The organism is Paenibacillus sp. SEL3 (genome assembly GCF_054602585.1).
The window spans coordinates 1,742,116-1,765,134 of record NZ_CM137725.1 but is presented as its reverse complement, the minus strand read 5'-3'; the positions used below and the strand labels follow the sequence as shown (position 1 = coordinate 1,765,134).

Here is a 23,019-nt window from a genome sequence, read left to right as displayed (position 1 = left end):
TTGTTCTATTGATTGGAATCGTTCTGTTTATTGCCCTTATGGGGATTACACTTGGACAGAGGAATTCCTTAACCTGGCCCGAGAAGTTCGCCAGAGACTCGATTGGCTTTGTGCAAGGTATCTTTTACAGGCCCGCTTCTGCAATAGCGGGCTTCTTTGAAGATATCGGGAATATGCGCAGTATCTACGAAGAAAATGAACGGTTAAAAATTGCTGTGGCAAAGCTGACTCGTGACCAAATTCAGACCCATAATTATGTTGAAACAAATGCCAGACTGCAGAATGAACTGAAGTTCACCCAAACGCAAAAGGCGAAAAATAATTATGATTATCGTGTTGCTCAAGTGAACAGCGTCAGCAATGATTCCAAAACGCTTGTGATCGATATTGGTGAGAAGGACGGAGCGAAGGTTGGTCAGGAAGTCAGTTCGCTTGAAGGATTTGTAGGAGTCATTAGTCAAACGGGGAATTTTACGTCCACCGTTACCCTATTGACTACATTGGATCCTAAAAATCCGAATTCTTATGCTATTGCAGCGACAGTCTTGGGCAAGGAAAATCAATCGTTTGGTATGATTGAAAGCTATGATCCGGGTACGAACAGATTTCAAATGACTCGCATTGAGGAAAAAGATCCAATCGCAAAGGGTGATCAGATTATTACATCTGGCGCAGGTGGTAAATTCCGCAAAAACCTAATGGTTGGAACGGTAGAGAAGATTCAGGTTGGGGAGTTTGGCAAAACACGGACAGCGATTATTAAACCGGCAGCCAGCTTTGTGGATTGGAAAGAACTGCTCATCCTCTACACTCCTGAGGTACCGGAATAATGAAGATGCGCGGTCAGGTTCTAATACTGCTGCTGTTTGTACTGTTTATAGCTGAAGGGACGATTCTTCCATGGCTTCTTCCGGATAGTTGGCATTCAAGAATGGTTCCGAATTTTGTGTATGTCGTGATTTTGTTTGTGTCTGTGTATTACAGCCGTCATACAGCATTGGTGCTAGGTATTGTTTTTGGACTTATTCATGATGTAGTGTTCTATGGGTTTATCATTGGGCCTTATTCTTTTGCAATGGGGTTGTCTGCATACTTATTGGGGCTTGTTTTTACAGCTCGACGTGCGCAGATGCCCATTATGATGGCAGCCGTGTTGATTGGTAGTTTCCTCTTGGATTCTATGCTTTTTGCCATTGACCAGCTGTTCCAGCTGAATCATCAGACTTTCAATTGGGCACTTGCTCAGTATATAATTCCTGATTTATTTATCCATTTTCTGTTCGCCCTCATCATTTATGTCCCAGTTCGCAAGCAGTTGCAGCGTTTGGGTATCCGTGTGAAAAAGGAAGAGGCTGTCTAGGTCTTTTTACACACATTTTGTCCGGGTTAGCAGGGATTTGACGTCCCGGGGACGAAATGATTGAGATAGGAGGGACAGGCTAATGGCGGTGAAATCGAATCATGTCACGATTAAAGGCATCAAAGATGGCCTGGTATTCCTGCTGGACGATCAATGCGAGTTTGAGAATTTGCTGGGTGAGCTGCGTTTTAAGCTGGAGCACAGTCATCAAAATATTTTAACAGGCCCGATCATTCATGTGGATATTAAGCTGGGAAGCCGAGAAGTGACAGAGGAACAGAAGGAAAGTATTCTGGAGATTTTGAAGCAAAAGGGGAATCTGCTCATCAGGTCTGTAGAATCACCTGGACTGCCTGTGGAAGTGCAGGGAAAGCCCCCTATTCACACGGTGACAGGGATTATCCGATCTGGTCAAGTGCTTCATCACAATGGGAACCTACTCTTTTTGGGAGATGTAAACCCGGGTGGAATTATAACATGTACTGGTGATATTTATGTCCTCGGCGCTCTGCGAGGCATGGCGCATGCAGGGATGGAGGGAAATAGTGAAGCGATTATAGCGGCTTCCTATTTTGCACCGACACAGCTGCGAATTTCCGAAATGATCAGCCGTCCACCAGACGAATGGGAGACACGTGAATCCGGTATGGAATTTGCGTATCTCAAGGATGGCGCTATGCAAATAGATAAAATGAGCAATATTGTGCGTCTGGGCCGCGATTTTAACGTGTTCAAAGGGGTGTAGCACATGGGAGAGGCTATCGTCGTCACTTCAGGAAAAGGCGGCGTCGGCAAAACGACGACGTCAGCCAATATAGGAACAGCGCTTGCACTGCTCGGCAAAAAGGTATGTTTGGTGGATACGGATATCGGTTTGCGTAATCTAGACGTTGTGATGGGTCTGGAAAACCGAATTATTTACGACCTTGTTGATGTAGCGGAAGGTCGTTGCCGTTTAAATCAGGCACTGGTTAAGGACAAGCGTTTTGAGGAGCTGTATATGCTGCCAGCCGCTCAAACCAAGGACAAGAGTGCTGTTACGCCGGAGCAGGTTAAGGATATTATTTTGGAGCTTAAAAAGGATTTTGAATATATATTGATCGATTGCCCTGCGGGTATTGAGCAAGGCTTTAAAAATGCCATTGCTGGGGCGGATCAGGCTATTGTTGTGACTACTCCGGAAAATGCAGCCGTACGCGATGCAGACCGGGTAATTGGTTTACTGGAAAGCTCACATGTGATATCACCCAAGTTGGTGGTTAACCGCATTCGCAATAGCATGGTTAAATCCGGAGATATGTTGGATATTGATGGGATTTTACAAGTGCTTAGCATAGACCTTATTGGGATTGTGCCGGATGATGAAATGGTAATTAAAGCAGCTAATACAGGGGAGCCTACCGTTATGAATCCAGATTCACAGGCCGCGATTGCTTACCGTAACATTGCGAGACGGATTTTGGGCGATACAGTGCCCCTCATGCAGCTAGACCAGAAGAAAAGCGTGATGACACGTTTTAAGAAGTTTTTTGGTATGGGTGGATGAGGAAAACCGGAAGTTATGGCTGGTAAATTGCTTCCACACTTCCTAAGTGATTTTCCATTGGTTCTAAGGTAGGAGCTGTAGTAGTATTCATTTGTAATACTAGACACTTAAATAAGTAATAATCTTATTTAAGTGTTTTTGGTTTGTCTTTTTAAATTCCTATAATACGGCTTCACAAAATTTAGGGTCACTACATAAATATTATAAATACAAAACAAATCCGGTGCGTTAGCGCCGGTTTTTTTTGATTTTTAGGTACTTATTCCCGAACGGGACAACATAAGTTGAAGCCCGTCCTCATAAGATGTATCAAACATACCTCGCTGAGGGGGCTGAACAGGATGAATAAAAATTCCGGAATCAAGCAGCGCAGAGAAGAACGTATACAGCAGCTAATCGCGGGAAGCAAAGCGGAGACGTATCCCTCTGGCATATATCAGTACAGGCACGGGGATAAAGATATGAGGTCGATGCCTATAGTCAGTGCCAACTCGTCCAGAGACCCAGAAACGGAGTGGAAAAATGAGCGGCAACACTGGCAGCAATCTTTTGGGGCGAATCGTGCTCCGTCTTTTTGGACTTCCTTTTGGCGAAGATCAGTCATAGCAACGGTGTTATTTGGAATGGTATGGGGAATGTTTCGTTGGGATATTCCCTATGCAGTGAATTTGAGAATGTTTATTGCGGATGCCTTGAATAAGGATATGGATTTTGCAGCCGTCGGACAATGGTATGAAACTTATTTTGACGGAGCTCCTTCCTTTTTGCCGATTTTTGGCGAGGAGCATGAAACGCACAAGGTAGCCGCAAATCGAAAGGGCTCTCCACCGATCGAAGGCACTATAACACAGCCTTTTGTACTGAGCCTGAAAGGGGTAGAAATTACGCCGAATGTCACTGACAACGGGCCAATCGCTGTTAAAAGTATAGATGCAGGACGAGTATTAGACATATTAAATCATCCCAAAAGCGGGATTTCGGTTACAGTTCGACACACTGGCGGTATCACAGCAACTTACGGGAGGCTTTCCCGCTCTACCTTAAAAGTGAACGACTGGGTTCAGGAGGGAGATGAGATCGGTGTGCTGCCAGCAAGTCGCAGCGGCAGCGAGGCGGCAACTTTATTTTTGGCAGTTCAGAGAGGGGATCACTACATTGACCCGTCGGAAGTGGTAGCCCTTGATTAATGTCCGAGGGGTGACCTTATCACTACATCCACTGTTTGTATTGGTTATGCTGACCTCTATAATAACGGGACATTTTATCGAGATCATTACTTTATTTACATTGGTGTTTATTCATGAGCTAGGTCATGCGACAGCTGCTTCGTTGTTAGGCGCGCGGGTGCTTTCCATACAGATGTTACCCTTTGGAGGAGTGGCGGTCATTGAAGATCAGGGGAAGCTCAATGCGTGGAAGGAGATTGTCATTGCGCTAGCGGGGCCCCTGCAAAACGGAATCATGATCATCATCCTTTTATGGTTCAGAAATGTGAGTGGACCGGAGTATGATTATGTAAATTATATCATTCAGGGGAATGCAGTTATTGCACTGTTTAATTTGCTGCCCATTTTACCACTTGATGGTGGGAAAATATTGCAGGCAATGATTAGTTTATCCTTTTCTTATCACCGCACATTAGTGTGGACCTTTAGGGCCAGTATCGTAACGAGTCTGCTATTTTGTATGTATGGTATTTCACCGTTGTTAAGGCAAAATGGGCCTATGCATTTAAATCTGCTGGCGGTAGGGATTTTTTTGCTTTATTCTAATATTGTGGATTATCGGAATATCCCTTACCGTTTTATACGGTTTTTGCTGGGGAGGGACGAGCTTTTTTACCGCGAAATAGCTAAGGGAAGTATTGCCTTACCTATTGTATCCCTGCCAATGAAACATTTGGAGCCTATTTTGCGTCTTTTCAGAAGAGATCGGTATCATATGGTTTATGTTATGAATGAACAGGGACGAATTGTAGCCGTACTGCCGGAGCAACGCCTTATTCGCTCTTATTTTGCGACACGCCCGCCAGATGGTGGAGAACCCAAGCCTAAATAATGTTTTATGAGTAAGAAAGAGGCTGTATCCAGAGAGGTTGAAAAACCATGAAGCAAATGATTGTACAATGCCAGCAGCAGATGACCCAAATGGCGCTGTTGGAAGAGGGACGATTGGTTGAATATGCGGCTGAACTACCGCGAAAACGGGGGATTCTAGGTTCTTTTTTCAAAGCGAGGGTGGTCAATGTGCTACCAGGTATGCAAGCCGCCTTTGTTGACATTGGACAGCGAAAGAATGCCTTTTTGTACGTAGATGACGTACTTCATGCTCATTTGGACAAGCAGCCGGAGGTAAAGCCATCCATTTCTGAAGTGTTAAAGGTGGGGCAGGAAATTGTAGTACAGGTATTAAAAGAGGCAGTTGGTAGCAAAGGAGCCAGGGTCACCACTCATTTTTCACTTCCGGGTCGCTGGATCGTATATATGCCCCGTGCTGATTATGTGGCCGTATCCAAGAAGATCGAACGTGAGGGCGAGCGCACCCGTTTGAAAGCAATGGGAGAGCAGCTACGCACAAGTGAGGAAGGACTCATAATCCGTACCGTTTCGGAGGACATGAGTATAGATGCGATTGAAAATGATCTGAATCAACTGCGTAAGCAGTGGACGGCTATTCAGCGTAAAGCGGGTGAATACTCGGCTCCGTGTGAATTACACCGGGATTTAAGTATTGTTCAGCGATTGATTCGGGATGTGTTTACACCTGAGCAGGATGAACTGGTTATTGACAGTGAAGAGCAAGCAAAGGATGCAGAAATCATGCTGCAACAGATTGGTCCTGCGAAAGCTCATGTAAGTATATTTCGTGGTGCAGAAGAAACGATTTTTAAAGCTTATGGCATTCATGAGCAGCTGGAACGCGATTTTGCGCGAAAGGTATGGCTGCAGGGCGGTGGATACATTGTCATTGATCATACAGAGGCATTAACCGTTATTGATGTGAATACGGGAAAGTTTACGGGAGGCAGTAATCTGGAAGAGACGGTGACCCGGACTAACATTGAAGCAGCTAAAGAGATTGCTCGCCTGGTACGTGTTCGTGATATTGGTGGTATCATCATCATTGATTTTATTGACATGGAACAAGAGGAGAACCGTCGGGAAGTATCCTCTGTGCTGGAAGCAAGATTGAAGAAGGATCGGACCAAATCTTATGTTGTCGGTTGGACGCGGTTAGGTTTGCTGGAAATGACCCGCAAAAAAGTGCGTGAAGAAAAGACGCTCGTGTAGAGCGATGCGTAACCCAAAATCATTTTAAAACTAAAGGTTGAATGTGTATAAAGCTTGTGCTACAATCATTTAGTATGTGTGATGCGTAAGATTGGCTGCACATGCTGTAACCGCTCCAATCAGGTACTGAAGTGCAGTATCCTAAGGGAATCTGCCACCTGCAATTAGGCGAGTCTGAGACATAAGGAGGTGCAAGCAAATGTACGCAATTATCGAAACAGGTGGTAAGCAATACAAAGTTCAAGAGGGCGACGTATTGTTCATCGAGAAGCTGGAAGCTAATGATGGTGAAACTGTAACGTTCGATCGTGTTCTGGCAGTGTCCGGCGACAATGGCTTGACAGCAGGTACACCGCTTCTTTCTGGAGCTTCTGTAACAGCTAAAGTTGAGAAGCATGGTCAAGGTCAAAAGGTCATCGTATACAAATACAAACCTAAAAAGAACTACCATGTGAAGCAAGGTCATCGTCAACCGTACACGAAAGTGACGATTGAAAAAATCCAAGCGTAAGAGGGTGCGATAAGTGATTATCGTGCGTATTACACGACTGGAGGATGGCAGCATACAGGGGTTTTCCGTTAAAGGACATGCAAATTTCGCTAAATCTGGCGAGGATATCGTATGTGCTGGCGTTTCGGCGGTAACAGTAGGAACTGTCAATTCGATTGGAGCTCTTACGGACGTTGAGATGGAAACGGAAATGGAAAACGGCTTTTTAAGCGCGTATCTTTCTCCTGAAAGTTATCATGATGCGAACGCACAGGTTCAACTGTTGTTGGAGTCCATGGTGATTATGCTGACAAGTATTGCTGAATCATACGGTAAGTATATTCAAATAGAAAATAATCAAAGAAGGAGGTAGACATCATGTTGAAATTGACATTGGATCTTCAATTATTCGCATCGAAAAAAGGTGTAGGTTCCACAAAAAACGGACGTGACAGTAAATCGAAACGTCTTGGAGTGAAACGTGCTGACGGTCAAGCAGTTACCGGCGGTAGCATCCTGGTTCGTCAACGCGGAACGAAAATTCACCCGGGCACGAACGTGGGCATCGGTAAGGACGACACCCTGTTCGCGAAAGTGGACGGCGTTGTGAAGTTCGAACGTTGGGGCCGTGATCGCAAAAAGGTGAGCATCTACCCGATCGACGTTGCTCCAGTAGCAGCTACTGTAGAAGCTTAATAGCGGCTTAGACACGCTGAAAAGCCTCCGGCACTTTTGTCGGAGGCTTTTTTGCATGATGGTAATGAACTGGAAAGTTAGTCTGTGCTATACTGGATTAAGGTTCTTTAATAATCCATTTAATTATCGCAGAACGGAGAGAAGCCATGTTCCAGCGGATAAGAGCGCCTTATCTGGCGTTGGGTTCCATTCTGATTCCTTTGGTTTTTTCACTGCTCTATCCCGAAGTATTAACGATTATCTTATTAGCAGTATGGTCTGTAGTTGCTGCATGTTTTGGTATGTGGTATACGAATAGACAGGTTGAGTATGAGCGGAAAGCTGCTTTGCGTTCTTTTGAACGTACAGCGATTGCAATGCTTAACCATCATCGGCATGACTGGATGAATGACTTGCAGGTGCTTTATGGATATATTCGCATGAATAAGCATGATAAATCTGTTGATTATGTGGAAACAATAAAAGGGCGCGTGGCGGAAGACAGTAAAATATCTAAGTTGGGTATTCCCTCATTGGTGTTTTATTTACAGTCTTTTCGGGTGAACGCCGGTAATTTACAGTTGTCGGTACAGGTTGAGGAGCAGTTAAAGTTAGACGCTGTCATGTCTCCCGAAGACGGCGAGTCGCTTGCCTCGGCCGTCATAGAAACGGTGCGTGCGTATCAATATGGCGGGGGCCGGTCGTCCTGGGGAGAAGTGCGCAGATTGACACTTTATTTCGGTATGGATCAGAATGATGTTATCGTCCGTTTTGAAGGAAGTGACATACCTGCGGATTTGAATATCCTTAAGCGGGTCAGATCCGTACCCGGAAGTGAACGCATTCGAACAGAGAAGCTCCCTACGGGCGAAATGCTTCAAATTCGGATGCAGTGCCAGACATAAGGAAGGTGTAACCATGTTTGTAGATAAAGCGAAGATTTTTGTTAAAGGCGGAGACGGCGGAGACGGATTAATTGCGTTTCGTCGTGAGAAATACGTTCCTGAAGGTGGCCCAGGTGGTGGTGACGGAGGGAACGGTGGAGATGTAATTTTCCGTGTAGATGAGGGTTTGCGTACCTTGATGGATTTTCGGTACCAACGGCATTTTAAAGCCCAGCGTGGAGTAAAAGGTCGCAACAAAAGCCAACACGGAGCCAATGCGGAGCACATGATCGTACGTATACCACCGGGAACGGTCATCATAGATGATGATACTGGTGAAGTAGTAGCAGATATGACACGTCATGGTCAACAAGTCGTCGTAGCTAAAGGAGGACGCGGAGGACGCGGGAACATCCGTTTTGCTACGCCGAGTAATCCAGCGCCTGAGTTGGCTGAGAACGGCGCTGAGGGACAAGAACGTTATATCACGCTTGAGTTAAAAGTAATGGCTGACGTAGGTTTGGTCGGGTTCCCTAGTGTAGGAAAGTCTACCTTGTTGTCGGTTGTATCTTCCGCAAAACCGAAAATTGGGGCCTACCACTTTACAACGATTACTCCGAATTTGGGCGTTGTGGATGTGGGTGATCATCGTAATTTTGTGATGGCGGATTTGCCTGGTTTGATTGAAGGGGCTCATGAAGGTATTGGGCTGGGACATGAATTTCTGCGGCACATTGAGCGGACGCGTATTATTATTCATGTCGTGGATATGGCGGGCTCCGAAGGACGTGACCCGTTTGAAGATTGGACTAAAATTAACGACGAATTGAAGCAATATAATGCAGCATTGGCTGAGCGTCCGCAAATTGTGGCGGCCAATAAAATGGATATGCCGGAAGCTGAAGAAAACCTGGCTCACTTCAAAGAGCAGATTGCTTCTATACGTCCTGATCTTGAAATCATGCCTATTTCCTCACTGACACGTCAAGGTGTGAAGGAACTGCTCTACCGGGCTGCTGATTTGCTGGATCAAATACCGGACGAGCCGGTTGTTGAGGAAGTAGCAGAAGTTAATGAACGTAAGGTATTTAAGCTGGATACAGCAGAAGACGAGGGCTTTACAATTGTACGTGAAAACGACACATTCGTGGTGCAGAGCCCTAAAATTGAGCGCATGATGAAGCGCATGCAGTTGAACTCGCATGATGCCATTTTGAAATTAGCAAGAACGTTACGTCACATGGGTGTGGATGCTGAGTTACGCAAGCGTGGCGCCAAAGATGGTACATCTGTACGCATTGCTGATTTCGAGTTCGAATTTGTTGAAGGCAGCAGCTACTACTAAATTTCAAATAAAGGTCTAAAACCTGAACGGTTACTGTACTATAGGAAACTCTATAGAAGGCAGTAGCCGTTTTTTGCATTGTTTGCTTGCCGATTTTCATGAGTTTCGATATAATGTCCTCTATACAAAAACATAAGTCTTTGAGGAGAGGACGTTCTTGAAAGAGCGCTATTACTTGGTACGGGAAGATATTTTGCCTGAAGCTATTGTTAAGACCATACAGGTGAAACTGCTGCTGGCTTCAGGAGATGTTAAAACCGTGCATGATGCCGTGGAGCAAGTTGGGCTAAGCCGAAGCGCCTTTTATAAATATAAGGATGGCATACATTTGGTTAACCAGCTGGAGCGTGAGCGAATTGTTAATATCTCTATTGATTTGGAACATCAATCCGGAATGTTGTCCAGGGTACTTGGCAGAGTGGCAGATTTCGGAGGCAATGTGCTGACGATTCAGCAAAGTATTCCACTGCAAGGCAGAGCCAACGTAGTCATCTCGGTAGAAATGTCCAGACTCAGTGAAGAGTTGGGTGTTCTACTGGAGGGCTTGGAAGATATCTCTGGAGTCAAACGTGTTCGCCTGATTGGGCAAGGTTAAGGCAATACAGTTCATTAGATAAAAGTTATCAGGAGGGGAATGGATGAAACCGGTCAAAGTAGGATTGTTAGGTTTGGGGACGGTAGGAACGGGGGTCGTTCGAATCGTAGAAGGCAATCAGGAAGACTTGAGCAGACAAGTCGGTTCACCGATCATCATTGAAAAAATAGCTGTAAAAAACATAGAAAAATATCGTTCCATTGAAGTGGAGACGAGCAAACTTACTGAGGACCCATGGGAAGTTATTCGGGACCCTGAAATTGATGTAATTATCGAAGTCATGGGCGGCGTTGATCAGACGAAGGAGTACATTCTTGAAGCGCTGGAGCGGGGTAAACACATCGTAACGGCAAATAAGGACTTAATGGCTTTGCACGGTTCTGAAGTATTAGCAAAGGCGCAGGAAAAGCAGTGTGATATTTTTTATGAAGCGAGTGTAGCGGGTGGTATCCCGATCATTCGTACACTAATTGAAGGTTTCTCCTCCGACCGCATTACCCGCATTATGGGGATTGTGAACGGTACGACAAACTTTATTTTAACCAAAATGAGTCAGGAAGGGGCCTCGTACGAGGAAGTTCTCAAGGAAGCACAGGAGCTTGGGTATGCTGAATCCGATCCGACCTCAGATGTGGAAGGACTGGATGCAGCCCGTAAAATGGCAATTCTCGGCACGCTGGGTTTCCGCTCTAATGTAGAGCTCAAGGATGTAAGTGTCAGCGGCATTTCAAAGGTAACCAGTGAAGATATTGCTTTTGCTAAAAAACTAGGATATGAAATGAAATTGCTAGGCATTGCAGAGCGCCAGGGTGATGAATTTACGATTAACGTTCAGCCGACCATGGTACGCAAGCAACATCCATTGGCTTCGGTGAACGGGGTATTCAACGCGGTGTATGTGCATGGTGAAGCAGTGGGTGAAACCATGTTTTATGGTGCGGGTGCAGGTGAAATGCCGACGGCAACATCAGTTGTAGCCGATTTAGTTGCTGTAGTGAAAAATCTCAAACTTGGTGTCAATGGGCTTAAAGCCATCGTTCCTTACAACCCTAAAAAAATTAGTAACGACGAAGATGTGTATTTCAAAAACTTCGTGCTTCTGCATGTGGATGATAAAGCAGGGGTGTTGGCACGGATTACGCAAGTATTTGCTGAATTTGATGTCAGTCTGGCATCTGTTGTGCAGCAACCGAATGAGGTTAACCCCGATGCTGAAATTATTATCGTGACTCATTTAGCCAGTAAAGCAAGTATGAAAAAGGTTTTGGAGCATTTTGAAACTTTGGACGTCATCCGTCGCATCAAGAGCGTATATCGAGTAGAGGGATAGTCAATAAAAGCAGGAGGAATTGTCTGTATGACCGTTTTAAAAACAGTAAGAGTGCGTGTGCCCGCGAGTACGGCCAACTTGGGTCCGGGCTTTGATACATTGGGCATGGCGTTGTCCTTATATGCATGGATTGAAATGAAGGAGGCCGAACAGACGGCTTTTCATTTATACGGAGATGAAATGAATGGTGTTCCCCAAGATAAAACTAATCTGATTTTCAAGGTAGCACAAATGGTTTTTCGGGAAGCGGGTGTATCAGTTCCTGAGCTCGATATTTCGATGTACTCAGATATTCCACTCACTCGTGGTTTGGGCAGCAGTGCTTCCGCCATTGTGGGCGCCTTGGTCGCTGCAAATACGTTGATTGGCTCGCCTCTGCCGGATTCCAAGTTGTTCGATATGGCAAGCGCCATTGAAAAACATCCGGATAATGTTGGAGCTTCTCTGTTTGGCGGTATTATTACAGCGATGTGGGACGGTGAGCGTGCTAGGCATTTACGACTTGAACCGGATACCAATCTGGAGGTTATGGTAGTTATTCCAGATTTTCAGCTGTCCACGTCGAAAGCCAGAGAGGTTCTACCCGCACAAGTATCATTGAAGGATGCTGTATATAATATAAGTCATGCTTCCATGTTGGTAGCAGCATTGGCATCAGGGCGAACCGACTTAATCGCTGAAGCGATGCGTGATCAGCTTCATCAGCCTTACCGCGCGGCACTTGTGCCAGGTATGACAGAGATCTTGCAGGATGCGCACCATTATGGTGCTTTGGGTGTGGCTCTAAGTGGGGCTGGACCAACGTTGCTGGCATTGACAGATCGGCGGGAAAATCGGAAAGCAGAGCTGGAGCAGTATTTAACGGATACCATGAACAAAGAGGGGATCACTGCTTCTGTTTTAAAATTGCGCCCTGAGAATGAAGGAGTTAAAGTATATACAGAAGGGAATACTCTCCCTTTTATGGATATGATTAAAGGGGAACTTACGATATGAAACGAATTGCACTTCTTCCTGAGGGGACTGTTTCTCATGAAGCGATTAAGTATTTGTTAGGAGATACGTCCCATGAATTACTTTTTTACAAACATATCGCGGACGTATTTCAGGCAGTAGACAAGGGTCAGGCAGACTATAGTGTAATTCCCATTGAAAATACGATTGATGGCTCTGTAAGTTTGCATATGGATTGGCTTGTACATGAAGTAGACATTCAAATGCAGGCGGAATGGGTATATCCTTCAATTCAAAATCTTATTGGTCATCGCAGTGAATTTACGAAGGATTTGGACAAGCTAGATTTGAGCAAAGTGGTCAAAATTATGTCTCATCCTGTGGCGCTTCCCCAGTGTAAAGAATTCATACAGGCTTCCGCTCCTCAGGCCGAGTTGGAGAGTGCAGGAAGTACGGCGGAAGCTGTCGAAATTGTTAAACATAACCCCGGTAAAGGCTGGACCGCTCTCGGAACCAAGCTTGCGGCTGCCAAACACGGATTGGATATTTTGGCCAGCAAAGTGACGGATCACGATAACAACTTTACCCGCTTTGTCTTGATCGGTCATCAACCTATAAGTCTCCCGGGTACGCCTGAAGGTCAGCGAACCAGTATTTTGGTCACGCCGCCGCAGGATTTCCCGGGAGCGCTGCATCAGGTTTTATCCGCATTTGCATGGCGCAGGTTAAATCTGTCCCGTATTGAATCGCGTCCGACCAAAAAGCAATTGGGGAATTACTATTTTTACATTGAAGTTTTGGAATCTCTGCATTCCGTGCTACTTCCGGCAGCCTTTGCAGAGATCGAGGCTTTGGGGTGCCATGTACGTGTTCTTGGCTCTTATCCAAGCTACAAGTATGTTGAAGCAGCGATCGAACCTATTTTAAAGGAACATTAATCGGAGGTGTGGTTTTAATGGCAGAACAATGGATCTATCTGGATGGGCAGCATGTGACTAAGGAAAACGCAAAGGTTTCCGTATATGATCATGGATTCTTGTACGGAGACGGTATATTTGAGGGCATTCGTATCTATAACGGGAATATTTTTAAATGTAAGGAGCACTTGGAGCGTCTGTATGATTCTGCGAAATCCATTCAGTTAAACATTCCGTTGTCTCCTGATGAAATGTTGGAAGCAATGGCTGAAACGATTCGTCTTAATGAAATGCGTAACGGATATATCCGTCTGATTGTATCCCGAGGTGCAGGAAATCTAGGTTTAGATCCTCTTCGTTGTGCGAAGGCGAGTGTCATCATTATCGTGGAGCAGCTCGCCATTTACCCGGAAGAAGCTTACTTGACTGGCCTGAAGACAATTTCTGTCTCTCAGCGTCGCAACATCCCGGATGCTTTGAATCCGAAGATTAAATCATTGAACTATCTCAACAATATCCTCGTGAAGATCCAGTCTAACTATGCTGGTGTAGGTGAGGCTATTATGCTCAATTCCCAAGGGTATGTGACGGAGGGCTCTGCAGACAACATTTTCATTGTCAAAAACGGAGTGTTGTATACACCTCCTTGCTATTTGGGGGCGCTTGAAGGGATCACTCGTAACGCTATTATCGATTTGTGTGCTAAGCTTGGGTATTCCCTTAAGGAACAACCTTTTACACTGCATGATGTATATGTTGCGGACGAGGTGTTTTTTACAGGAACTGCGGCAGAAGTTATTGCAGCTTATGAAGTGGATGGTCGTACGATCGGCTCTGGCGTTGCTGGCCCAGTAACTTTGGAGCTCCTGGCTGAGTTCCGGAAGATCGTGGATCAGGATGGCTACAAAGTGTGGCAGGACTAAAATAAAACCGAATCCTTTTAATTGAATGCTCGCGAGAGTATTCAGTTAAAAGGATTTTTTTGTTTGTATGGGGTCATTCGCCCGGGAGGTGCATAGGATGTAATAACAGAAGCCGGGCGTTTATCCCGCCCGAACGAAAGTCTAGGAGGTTTGTGACCTGTGAAAATACACATCGTCAAAAAAGGTGACACTCTGTACTTGCTGGCACAGAAGTATAATGTGACGCTGGAGAAAGTTATTGCCGCCAATCCCCAATTGGCAGACCCTAATCAGTTGAGTATCGGCGAGAAAATTAAAATTCCAACAGAGCCTGTCACGATGGAAACACAGCCGTCAACGGTATATCAACACAAGGTTAAGCAAGGAGACTCATTGTGGAAGTTGTCTAAGGCGTGGAATGTACCGCTCAAGCTAATTATTGATGCCAATTCCCAGCTTAAAAACCCGAACGCACTACTGGTTGGAGAAACAGTTAATATTCCACACTACAAAGAAGAGAATTCTGATTTTACTGAGAATAAAAAAAATACCGCAGTCAAAGAAGAGATGACACAGCCTAAACCTGAATCCCCCACTAAGCAAGAACTTACCCAGCCCAAGGCAGAGATGACACAGCCTGAGCCGGAGAATATGCCTAGCCCTAAAGAGGAGATGACACAGCCGAAAGAAACAGTGAATCCTCCTAAGCTTCCTGAATTAAAACTGCCTGAAGTCCCTATGGCACCCGTAAATCCCGCTCCACCTCAAATGCAGCCTATAGTTACACCACCTGCTCCACCTCAAATGCAACCTATGATTACCCAACCGATTGCATCTAAGCCACAGCTTCCTACAACTGTTGTGAAGCAACCTGTAGCTGAAAAGTTTTGCGGCTGCACAAAATCGGAGTCGATGGTAAATTCCGAGTGGTCGATACAACAGCCGACATCTGATTATAGCCCACAAATAAATGCAATGCCGAACTCGTGGTATCCGGGGATTGGGTCTCCTCAAGCGCCTATAAATACCTCCTTAGCAGAATATGCCTCTCCTACTGTAGTTTCTGATCAGGGCTATCATCATGACTGTGAGCATCCATGGTGCTGGGGGCCTGTGCAGACACCAATTATAAATGCCTATCCAACACCTTATCCTGCCTATTCAGATTGCTGCGCCCCCGGATATTATCCGAGCCATGAAGCGTCTGAAAATGCATCCTATCCTGTCTATCCTCCATTTATCCATCAAGGGCATCCGCCGCAGTATTCAGAGAGTACAGTCCAGAGCAGTCAATGGAGCCAGGCATGGGGAGGACCTCCATATGGTTTGCCTGCGGCTGGACACGTATCCGACTATAGCCAACTACAAGGGCAACAATCTGCGAATTACCCTTATCATCCGTTTGCGCATGGGAATGCACCTATGTATCCATTAGAGGGATATACAACACCCTATATGTTTATGCCAGACTGTGGATGCCGGGAAGAGAACGTCCAGTCGGCACCAGCAATTCCAGGAACGCAGGAGGTAGGTAACAATCTGACTATAGCATCCCAAAATGAAATTGATTCTTCTTCTAAAACAAAGGATCGTAGCGTGAGTAAAGGTAAATCAAAAGACAGCTCTGGCAGCACATCCAAAGAAGAGACGTCCAAAGTCAAGGTTTCCAGTAAAAATGCTACTCATAAGAAGCAAAAATCCCGTAATTCAACTGGAGGAGAAACTCGTTCCTCATCCTTTAGTGCTCGTTCGCGTAAAAATCCATGGATTAGGGACTGACGTGGCTAAAAGTAAAAAGTAAAAGAAGAGAGACTCCTAGTAATGCCCCGGCTTTATTAGTCATTAAGAGAAAGAAATGAATGTTAAAGAGACTGTTATTCTGCTTGAGGGAATAATGGTCTCTTTATTTAAATGCAGTGATTTTAAAGATGAGAAAATAATTTTAAAAAAAGGTGTTGCTACTAAGCTTATATATGTGGTATATTCTTATAGCTGTCTTTTACAAGATAGTTAGCAATACGAAAACAAAGCAGAGTTGATTATAAAATTCTCTTAAAAAAAAGTGTTGCAAAGACGCGGGAAACATGATATATTATTTAAGTCGCCGCTGAGATGCGGTGGTGAAACAAAGTGAGATATGATGTAGGTTTGATCTTTGAAAACTGAACAACGAGTGAGTAAAACGATTTTGTTCGCAAAATCAAACAAGAGATATTTTTATCTCGTCAGTTTCAACATGAGCTTATCGCTCTTTCTATAAACCAGCTTCGGTTGGTCTTTAATGGAGAGTTTGATCCTGGCTCAGGACGAACGCTGGCGGCGTGCCTAATACATGCAAGTCGAGCGGGGTTGTGTAGAAGCTTGCTTCTACACAACCTAGCGGCGGACGGGTGAGTAACACGTAGGCAACCTGCCCACAAGACAGGGATAACTACCGGAAACGGTAGCTAATACCCGATATATCCTTTTCCTGCATGGGAGAGGGAGGAAAGACGGAGCAATCTGTCACTTGTGGATGGGCCTGCGGCGCATTAGCTAGTTGGTGGGGTAAAGGCCTACCAAGGCGACGATGCGTAGCCGACCTGAGAGGGTGATCGGCCACACTGGGACTGAGACACGGCCCAGACTCCTACGGGAGGCAGCAGTAGGGAATCTTCCGCAATGGGCGAAAGCCTGACGGAGCAACGCCGCGTGAGTGATGAAGGTTTTCGGATCGTAAAGCTCTGTTGCCAGGGAAGAACGTCTTGTAGAGTAACTGCTACAAGAGTGACGGTACCTGAGAAGAAAGCCCCGGCTAACTACGTGCCAGCAGCCGCGGTAATACGTAGGGGGCAAGCGTTGTCCGGAATTATTGGGCGTAAAGCGCGCGCAGGCGGCTTTTTAAGTCTGGTGTTTAATCCCGAGGCTCAACTTCGGGTCGCACTGGAAACTGGGGAGCTTGAGTGCAGAAGAGGAGAGTGGAATTCCACGTGTAGCGGTGAAATGCGTAGAGATGTGGAGGAACACCAGTGGCGAAGGCGACTCTCTGGGCTGTAACTGACGCTGAGGCGCGAAAGCGTGGGGAGCAAACAGGATTAGATACCCTGGTAGTCCACGCCGTAAACGATGAATGCTAGGTGTTAGGGGTTTCGATACCCTTGGTGCCGAAGTTAACACATTAAGCATTCCGCCTGGGGAGTACGGTCGCAAGACTGAAACTCAAAGGAATTGACGGGGACCCGCACAAGCAGTGGAGTATGTGGTTTAATTCGAAGCAACGCGAAGAACCTTACCAGGTCTTGACATCCCTCTGACCGCTGTAGAGATATGGCTTTCCTTCGGGACAGAGGAGACAGGTGGTGCATGGTTGTCGTCAGCTCGTGTCGTGAGATGTTGGGTTAAGTCCCGCAACGAGCGCAACCCTTATGCTTAGTTGCCAGCAGGTCAAGCTGGGCACTCTAAGCAGACTGCCGGTGACAAACCGGAGGAAGGTGGGGATGACGTCAAATCATCATGCCCCTTATGACCTGGGCTACACACGTACTACAATGGCCGGTACAACGGGAAGCGAAGCCGCGAGGTGGAGCCAATCCTAGAAAAGCCGGTCTCAGTTCGGATTGTAGGCTGCAACTCGCCTACATGAAGTCGGAATTGCTAGTAATCGCGGATCAGCATGCCGCGGTGAATACGTTCCCGGGTCTTGTACACACCGCCCGTCACACCACGAGAGTTTACAACACCCGAAGTCGGTGGGGTAACCCGCAAGGGAGCCAGCCGCCGAAGGTGGGGTAGATGATTGGGTGAAGTCGTAACAAGGTAGCCGAACTTGCAAACAAAAATGTGAATTATCACATCACTATTGTGATCGGTGACCCTGGACCAACCATTGTTGAGTATTCGATAAAGAAAAAGGTAGATTTACTCATTATAGGGAGCCGCGGTCTTAACTCATTGCAAGAGTTTGTGTTAGGAAGTGTCAGTCATAAAGTGGTGAAGAGAGCTCAATGCCCAGTAATGGTTGTAAAGTAAACACTGAATTAAGCAGGATCTAGGCCTTTGGCTTAGGTCTCGTTTTTTTAAGTTGATTATCAAAATCATTATCATTGATGCGGGTCTCAAATTTCCGGACTTGGACATGAGTGGCGTTGATTATATTGTTTCGGATTTAAGTTACCTTCTCCAAAAGCGAAAAAACATTAAGGCATTGTTCCTGACTCATGGCCATTAAGATCATATTGGTGGGATTCCTTATTTACTCAAACAACTGCCAACACCTATTTGGGGCTCCGCCAACACTTTAACAAAAACATATGCTAAGCCCTGAATCGTGTCTGACATGGCGTGTTTATCACTCTTAGCTGGAACGATATGATGATCTGATAAGTCGAGTGTTAAATTTCATTTATTTAGATAATTCCGGCAACACCAAACTTCTCAGCAACAAAGGCCAAGAAAAAGCAGACGATTAATCAAGCGCTTATCACCGACTCTGTCACACGAAGCGGCGCCAACCATTTCATAAACCATTTTGCACCCTTCCAGATCATCAAACCAGCGACGACGAAGAAGACAAATTTCTTGCTGATTACAAGAGTCAGGTTGAGTTCTTCTCCCCCATAAATACTCATGACGAACGCAAGCAGAATTACTACTATTATGTCCGTCAAGGATCGCCGCGCCTAATATGGTGGTGCTTTCCCTGCTCTTCAGCATTTTGAGTTCCTTTAAGGATTGAACTGATATACTGACTGATGTTGCGGACAGTAGCAATCCTAAAAAAATGGCGTGTGAGGTCTCCATTCCAATGGCCATACCAACCAGGTACCCACCTGAAAAGGGAAGGATGATGCCACCTAAAGCGACGGCTGTTGAAGATTTGAACGGACGTTTTAGCTCGTCTATATCAGTCTCCAGACCGGCAATAAACATTAAAAGTAAAACTCCTATTTCACTCATTTCATCAATGATTTCTGAAGTTTCAATCACGCCCAACATGGCAGGACCGATCACAACCCCAATTAACAGTTTTCCGACTACAGCTGGCTGTCCAAATCGTACGCTGAGATCTGCGGCAATTTTGGTTGCAAGCAGAATGATGAGAATCGTCAAAAAAAAACATGTAATACCTCCTTGAGAGTAGTAAATACGAACAAGATTAGAGTGCCCAAAAAAAGACAAAAAGAGCCCGCTGTGTGCAGGCTCCTCCATTTATTACATATATTTAGTTATTTCCATTCCATTAATGATGGTACACATCAACAATATCATGTTCCCGGCATATTTCGCAACACCAAATACGCTGATTCAACACGACTTACGTTTAGTATCTTCTCCCGGTACGTAACTCCCATCACTTTCAACTGACGAAGCCTTTCTTGCCAGGCAGTGGGTCATCGGCTTCTGTTAAATTTTCATCATCTCCTCCCAATAAGGGGTAGTACCAGCGAAGCTGACACCACCCGCAAGGTGGATGGAATTAAAAGTAATTTGAAGTGCTAAGCGAAGGACGAAACCGTTTGTAAGTATTTTTGTCTTGTCATCATTTAGGCTCTTGCCCATTGTTGAGGGTTTTGCGCTCCTATATAGGCAGTTGCATATGGTAAAAGTAAATACTGATCATAAGAGGAGAATGGGTATGTACCATAAATCATGCCATCATTATCAATGGCATTGTCCTATGTATAATAGCTGGAACTACAACTATCGGGGTTATAATCCTCATTATTACAATTGGTATAATAACGCCAGTAATCTCGATGGAAGAATAATATTAAGAGATTATGGCCAAAGTCCATTTGTAGTGAATATTGACCATGCAGCAAAGCAAAACAAAACTTACCGTACCGCTTTATGGACAGGGAAATATTTTCAAGTGACTCTGATGAGAATTAATGTTGGCGATGATATCGGTTTAGAAGTCCATCCGACAACTGATCAATTCATACGCATTGAAGAAGGTCAGGGACTTGTTCAAATGGGTAATAGGAAAGACAAATTAGATTTTCAAATGATGGCCTATGATGACTATGCAATTATGATACCTGCTGGGAAATGGCATAATCTAACTAACACAGGAAATACACCCCTTAAAATATACGTTATCTACGCACCGCCTGAGCATCCATTTGGTACAGTTCATCAAACAAAAGAAAGTGCCATGTCTGCTGAAAGATAGATAAATCTAATTAAAAACTTTATTTCGTCCCGGCCCGGAACCCAGGTAGGCTTAACTGATAATACCAGCGTAGTAGTCACAGGGGAAAACGACTGTCGCAAAGCAAGGAGTTGGCCAAGTATCTGCGGGGAGAACGGCCAGATTATGCCTATCTCAAAAGCCTGTTTCAGCATCTTCGGGCAGAGCTGGAGGTAGAGGTTCAAAAAATAGCGAAGAAGCTCCCCTATGTACCCACAGAAGAGGAGCTTAAGCGTTACTACAATGTGGTTTGGCAAGCGAAGAACTTTCAAGACATGATGATCGTCAAGACGCTGCTATATATAGGCGTTCGGGTAAGCGAGCTGATCAATATCAAATTACCCGATGTTGATTTCCACGACTACCAAATCCGGATTAATAAGGGCAAGGGTAGCAAGGATCGCATTGTCCCTTTCCCTCAATCGTTCAAGGAAATGCTGGCCATGCACGCCGATGATTCAATGAAAAAGAACCAGGCGGTTTACCTGTTCGAATCATCATGGAAGAAAAAATATACGGATCGGGGAATACGAAAGATATTAGCCAAATATTCGGAGGAAGCCGGTCTTGTACAAAATCTGTCGCCGCATAAGCTAAGACATTTCCTGTTGACCTGGCTTAAAAAGCAGGACGTCGATGACGCACTCATACAGCCTTATTCGGGTCACGATAGCCGTAAGTCGTTGAAAAGTTGAAAGTCTATTCCAAACTGGCAATCACCGATGACCAGCATAAGTACAATGAGGCCATAAATAAATTCCCCATTTAATTACCATTTACTTTGCGGGTGTGTCAGCTTCGCTGGTACTACCCCAATAAAGTTATATTCCTCGTTTACGAATGACCGCTAATTAAAATTATTACTGTTTGCTCCATTTTAGGTAACGCACAATGTTTTGTTAAAGAAAAGATAGCAAGACCTTTTTGAGCGGGTCTTGCTATCTTTATAGTCTAGAGCAATTTTTCCATAATCATAACGTCTATATATTGGCCGTCCATAACCCCTTGCTTTTCAAAAACGCCGACTTCACGGTAACCGATCTTCCGATAAAGCATCTGACCGTTTTCATTAAAGGGGAAAGTGAACAGGACGATCTTATAAAAATTGTTTTTCTTGGCCTCTTTCTCTAATTCCGAATGAAGCGCACTACCAACGCCTTTACTGCGGAAGGTTCGGTCTACGTAAATTGAAAGGTCTGCAACGCCATCATAAGCACAACGATGAGAATAGCGATTCAAAGAAGCCCAGCCAACCACGACCCCGTCGGATTCTGCGACCAAAATGGTATAACGATTTTGATGTTCTCTAAACCAGTCAACCATGTAGTCGAGGTCCTTGGCTTCCGCCTCTAGTGTAGCTATCCGATCTTCAATTCCTTGATTGTAAATGTCCAGAATACGGTTTAAATCCTCTGAGGTTGCTGTTCGAACGTTTAATATTGGCATACTGATCTCCCGCTCATAAACATTAGGCTTTCTTGGCTTTTATAACTGCGGAAACAATATAATCGTCCACGTTTGCGCCAGGCACCCAATCCTTGATGAATGATTTGGATTCATCTTTAGGTTCGATACTAATACTCGTAAATCCACTTTGTTGCAGCATGGATTTTACTTCTTCCAATGAGGAGGCGCCGGAAATACAGCCGGAATACAACTCATTTAGATCGTTTTTTATTTCAGGAGGAAGTTCTGTGGTTGTAATGATATCGGAAATCGCTAATCTGCCGCCAGATTGCAAAACACGAAAGGCTTCATTGAACACCTGCTGTTTATCCGGTGAAAGGTTAATCACGCAGTTGGAAATAATAACATTTACTTTACCATCCGCAACTGGTAGATGCTCGATTTCACCTAGACGAAAGTCGGTATTTGTGAAATTTCCTTTGACTGCGTTACTGCGGGCGCGGCTGATCATATCCGGAGTCATATCAACCCCGATGACCTTGCCAGTGTTCCCTACTTGGCGAGAAGCCAAAAAACAATCAAATCCGCCGCCGCTGCCCAGATCAAGAACAACTTCTCCTGCTTTCAGTTCTGCAATAGCTTGCGGGTTACCACAGCCAAGTCCGAGATTTGCTCCTTGAGGTACAGCTGTTAACTCCTCAGTCGAATAACCCATTTGCGATGAGAGGCTATCCGCATCTGACGGAGATCCACAGCAGCTGCCTGCTACGGGGGGGTTGACTTCCTTAACAGCAATCTGTTGGTAGTGGTTCCGTACATTTTGGCGGATTTGGTCATTTGTTAGTTTATTCATATCAAAACACTCCTTTAATTGGATGGGATAGGTGGATTGAACAGCTCTTATGTTTAAGTTAGCAGCAAGGCGCGCAGCAGATAGAGGTTTGCCCTGGATTGGGAAGAAAAAAGTCAAAAGACAACCGACGGCCTTTTTTAGGATTAGGATTTGACCATTTCCATACGGATTGAGATTGGTGCTGTTTTTCCAATTCGCGAGCTTTCATCAAGTATTCCGCAGCGTAAATGTTTTCGTACATTATTAGAACCTCCATATGATTGGATTTAAATTTGTAAAATGCAAGTATTGAAAGAGAG

Annotated in this window: 24 protein-coding genes, 1 rRNA gene, 1 pseudogene and 1 other annotated feature; of the genes and pseudogenes, 22 read left to right on the top strand and 4 right to left on the bottom strand. The window is 45.1% G+C overall.

Features of this window, described 5'->3' with window-relative positions:
- Nucleotides 1-8 precede the first annotated feature (8 nt).
- From mreC to ACYCS5_RS08160, 20 genes are all read left to right on the top strand, one after another.
- Nucleotides 9-830, top strand: a complete 822-nt coding sequence (mreC, locus tag ACYCS5_RS08255) for a rod shape-determining protein MreC (protein ID WP_029518420.1) — start codon at nt 9-11, stop codon at nt 828-830.
- The gene (gene mreD, locus ACYCS5_RS08250; protein WP_459760919.1) at nt 830-1,360 is read left to right on the top strand and encodes a rod shape-determining protein MreD; all 531 of its coding nucleotides are present in this window, start codon (nt 830-832) and stop codon (nt 1,358-1,360) included. Before mreC ends, mreD begins: the two co-directional genes overlap by 1 nt.
- A gap of 82 nt (nt 1,361-1,442) precedes the next feature.
- Nucleotides 1,443-2,105 (top strand): septum site-determining protein MinC, encoded by a 663-nt coding sequence (locus ACYCS5_RS08245; RefSeq protein WP_029518422.1) that lies wholly within the window; start codon nt 1,443-1,445, stop codon nt 2,103-2,105.
- 3 nt (nt 2,106-2,108) lie between these two features.
- Nucleotides 2,109-2,906, top strand: coding sequence for a septum site-determining protein MinD (gene minD, locus ACYCS5_RS08240; RefSeq protein WP_013311596.1), 798 nt, complete (start codon nt 2,109-2,111; stop codon nt 2,904-2,906).
- A 341-nt stretch (nt 2,907-3,247) separates the two neighbouring features.
- Nucleotides 3,248-4,093, top strand: coding sequence for a peptidoglycan DD-metalloendopeptidase family protein (locus ACYCS5_RS08235; RefSeq protein ID WP_459760918.1), 846 nt, complete (start codon nt 3,248-3,250; stop codon nt 4,091-4,093).
- On the top strand, nt 4,086-4,964 hold the full coding sequence (locus ACYCS5_RS08230) for a M50 family metallopeptidase (protein WP_459760917.1): 879 nt from the start codon (nt 4,086-4,088) through the stop codon (nt 4,962-4,964). The genes ACYCS5_RS08235 and ACYCS5_RS08230 overlap by 8 nt, the downstream gene beginning before the upstream one ends.
- A 47-nt stretch (nt 4,965-5,011) precedes the next feature.
- Nucleotides 5,012-6,196, top strand: coding sequence for an Rne/Rng family ribonuclease (locus ACYCS5_RS08225; RefSeq protein WP_459760916.1), 1,185 nt, complete (start codon nt 5,012-5,014; stop codon nt 6,194-6,196).
- 98 nt (nt 6,197-6,294) lie between these two features.
- Nucleotides 6,295-6,382, top strand: a sequence feature (ribosomal protein L21 leader region).
- A gap of 13 nt (nt 6,383-6,395) precedes the next feature.
- The gene (gene rplU / locus ACYCS5_RS08220; RefSeq protein ID WP_013311592.1) at nt 6,396-6,707 is read left to right on the top strand and encodes a 50S ribosomal protein L21; all 312 of its coding nucleotides are present in this window, start codon (nt 6,396-6,398) and stop codon (nt 6,705-6,707) included.
- Between the two features lie 13 nt (nt 6,708-6,720).
- Nucleotides 6,721-7,059 (top strand): ribosomal-processing cysteine protease Prp, encoded by a 339-nt coding sequence (locus ACYCS5_RS08215; protein WP_013311591.1) that lies wholly within the window; start codon nt 6,721-6,723, stop codon nt 7,057-7,059.
- 5 nt (nt 7,060-7,064) lie between these two features.
- On the top strand, nt 7,065-7,382 hold the full coding sequence (gene rpmA, locus ACYCS5_RS08210; protein WP_039272574.1) for a 50S ribosomal protein L27: 318 nt from the start codon (nt 7,065-7,067) through the stop codon (nt 7,380-7,382).
- A gap of 146 nt (nt 7,383-7,528) precedes the next feature.
- Nucleotides 7,529-8,266, top strand: coding sequence for a Spo0B domain-containing protein (locus tag ACYCS5_RS08205; protein ID WP_459760915.1), 738 nt, complete (start codon nt 7,529-7,531; stop codon nt 8,264-8,266).
- Between the two features lie 13 nt (nt 8,267-8,279).
- Nucleotides 8,280-9,590 carry a GTPase ObgE gene (gene obgE, locus ACYCS5_RS08200; protein WP_039272573.1) on the top strand — a complete coding sequence of 437 codons (1,311 nt, stop codon included), beginning with the start codon at nt 8,280-8,282 and terminating at the stop codon, nt 9,588-9,590.
- 157 nt (nt 9,591-9,747) lie between these two features.
- Complete coding sequence (locus ACYCS5_RS08195) at nt 9,748-10,185, top strand: ACT domain-containing protein (protein ID WP_013311587.1); 438 nt, start codon at nt 9,748-9,750, stop codon at nt 10,183-10,185.
- A gap of 43 nt (nt 10,186-10,228) precedes the next feature.
- Complete coding sequence (locus tag ACYCS5_RS08190) at nt 10,229-11,515, top strand: homoserine dehydrogenase (protein WP_029518429.1); 1,287 nt, start codon at nt 10,229-10,231, stop codon at nt 11,513-11,515.
- Between the two features lie 27 nt (nt 11,516-11,542).
- Nucleotides 11,543-12,511, top strand: a complete 969-nt coding sequence (thrB, locus tag ACYCS5_RS08185) for a homoserine kinase (protein WP_342434401.1) — start codon at nt 11,543-11,545, stop codon at nt 12,509-12,511.
- Entirely contained in the window at nt 12,508-13,407 is a 900-nt protein-coding gene (gene pheA / locus ACYCS5_RS08180) for a prephenate dehydratase (RefSeq protein WP_029518431.1), read from the top strand. The genes thrB and pheA overlap by 4 nt, the downstream gene beginning before the upstream one ends.
- A gap of 17 nt (nt 13,408-13,424) precedes the next feature.
- Nucleotides 13,425-14,309, top strand: a complete 885-nt coding sequence (ilvE, locus tag ACYCS5_RS08175; RefSeq protein WP_029518432.1) for a branched-chain-amino-acid transaminase — start codon at nt 13,425-13,427, stop codon at nt 14,307-14,309.
- A gap of 159 nt (nt 14,310-14,468) precedes the next feature.
- Complete coding sequence (locus tag ACYCS5_RS08170) at nt 14,469-16,067, top strand: LysM peptidoglycan-binding domain-containing protein (protein WP_459760914.1); 1,599 nt, start codon at nt 14,469-14,471, stop codon at nt 16,065-16,067.
- 499 nt (nt 16,068-16,566) lie between these two features.
- Nucleotides 16,567-18,123, top strand: a 16S ribosomal RNA gene (locus tag ACYCS5_RS08165).
- A gap of 5 nt (nt 18,124-18,128) precedes the next feature.
- Entirely contained in the window at nt 18,129-18,296 is a 168-nt protein-coding gene (locus tag ACYCS5_RS08160) for a universal stress protein (protein WP_459761061.1), read from the top strand.
- Between the two features lie 380 nt (nt 18,297-18,676).
- Here the strand turns inward: ACYCS5_RS08160 and ACYCS5_RS08155 are convergent.
- A pseudogene (locus ACYCS5_RS08155) lies at nt 18,677-19,475 on the bottom strand (cation:proton antiporter); the annotation flags it as partial.
- A 427-nt stretch (nt 19,476-19,902) separates the two neighbouring features.
- Between ACYCS5_RS08155 and ACYCS5_RS08150 the strand changes: the two are divergent.
- Complete coding sequence (locus tag ACYCS5_RS08150) at nt 19,903-20,442, top strand: cupin domain-containing protein (RefSeq protein WP_459761309.1); 540 nt, start codon at nt 19,903-19,905, stop codon at nt 20,440-20,442.
- 110 nt (nt 20,443-20,552) lie between these two features.
- Nucleotides 20,553-21,155: a tyrosine-type recombinase/integrase gene (locus ACYCS5_RS08145; RefSeq protein WP_459761060.1), complete on the top strand. Its 603-nt coding sequence runs from the start codon at nt 20,553-20,555 to the stop codon at nt 21,153-21,155.
- Between the two features lie 256 nt (nt 21,156-21,411).
- Here ACYCS5_RS08145 and ACYCS5_RS08140 read toward each other — a convergent pair whose 3' ends face one another.
- The 3 genes from ACYCS5_RS08140 to ACYCS5_RS08130 are packed head-to-tail and all read right to left on the bottom strand — an operon-like array spanning nt 21,412 to nt 22,961.
- The gene (locus ACYCS5_RS08140; protein WP_459761059.1) at nt 21,412-21,906 is read right to left on the bottom strand and encodes an arsinothricin resistance N-acetyltransferase ArsN1 family A; all 495 of its coding nucleotides are present in this window, start codon (nt 21,904-21,906) and stop codon (nt 21,412-21,414) included.
- Between the two features lie 22 nt (nt 21,907-21,928).
- Nucleotides 21,929-22,720, bottom strand: coding sequence for an arsenite methyltransferase (locus ACYCS5_RS08135; RefSeq protein WP_459761058.1), 792 nt, complete (start codon nt 22,718-22,720; stop codon nt 21,929-21,931).
- 58 nt (nt 22,721-22,778) lie between these two features.
- Complete coding sequence (locus ACYCS5_RS08130) at nt 22,779-22,961, bottom strand: hypothetical protein (protein ID WP_459761057.1); 183 nt, start codon at nt 22,959-22,961, stop codon at nt 22,779-22,781.
- Nucleotides 22,962-23,019 lie beyond the last annotated feature (58 nt).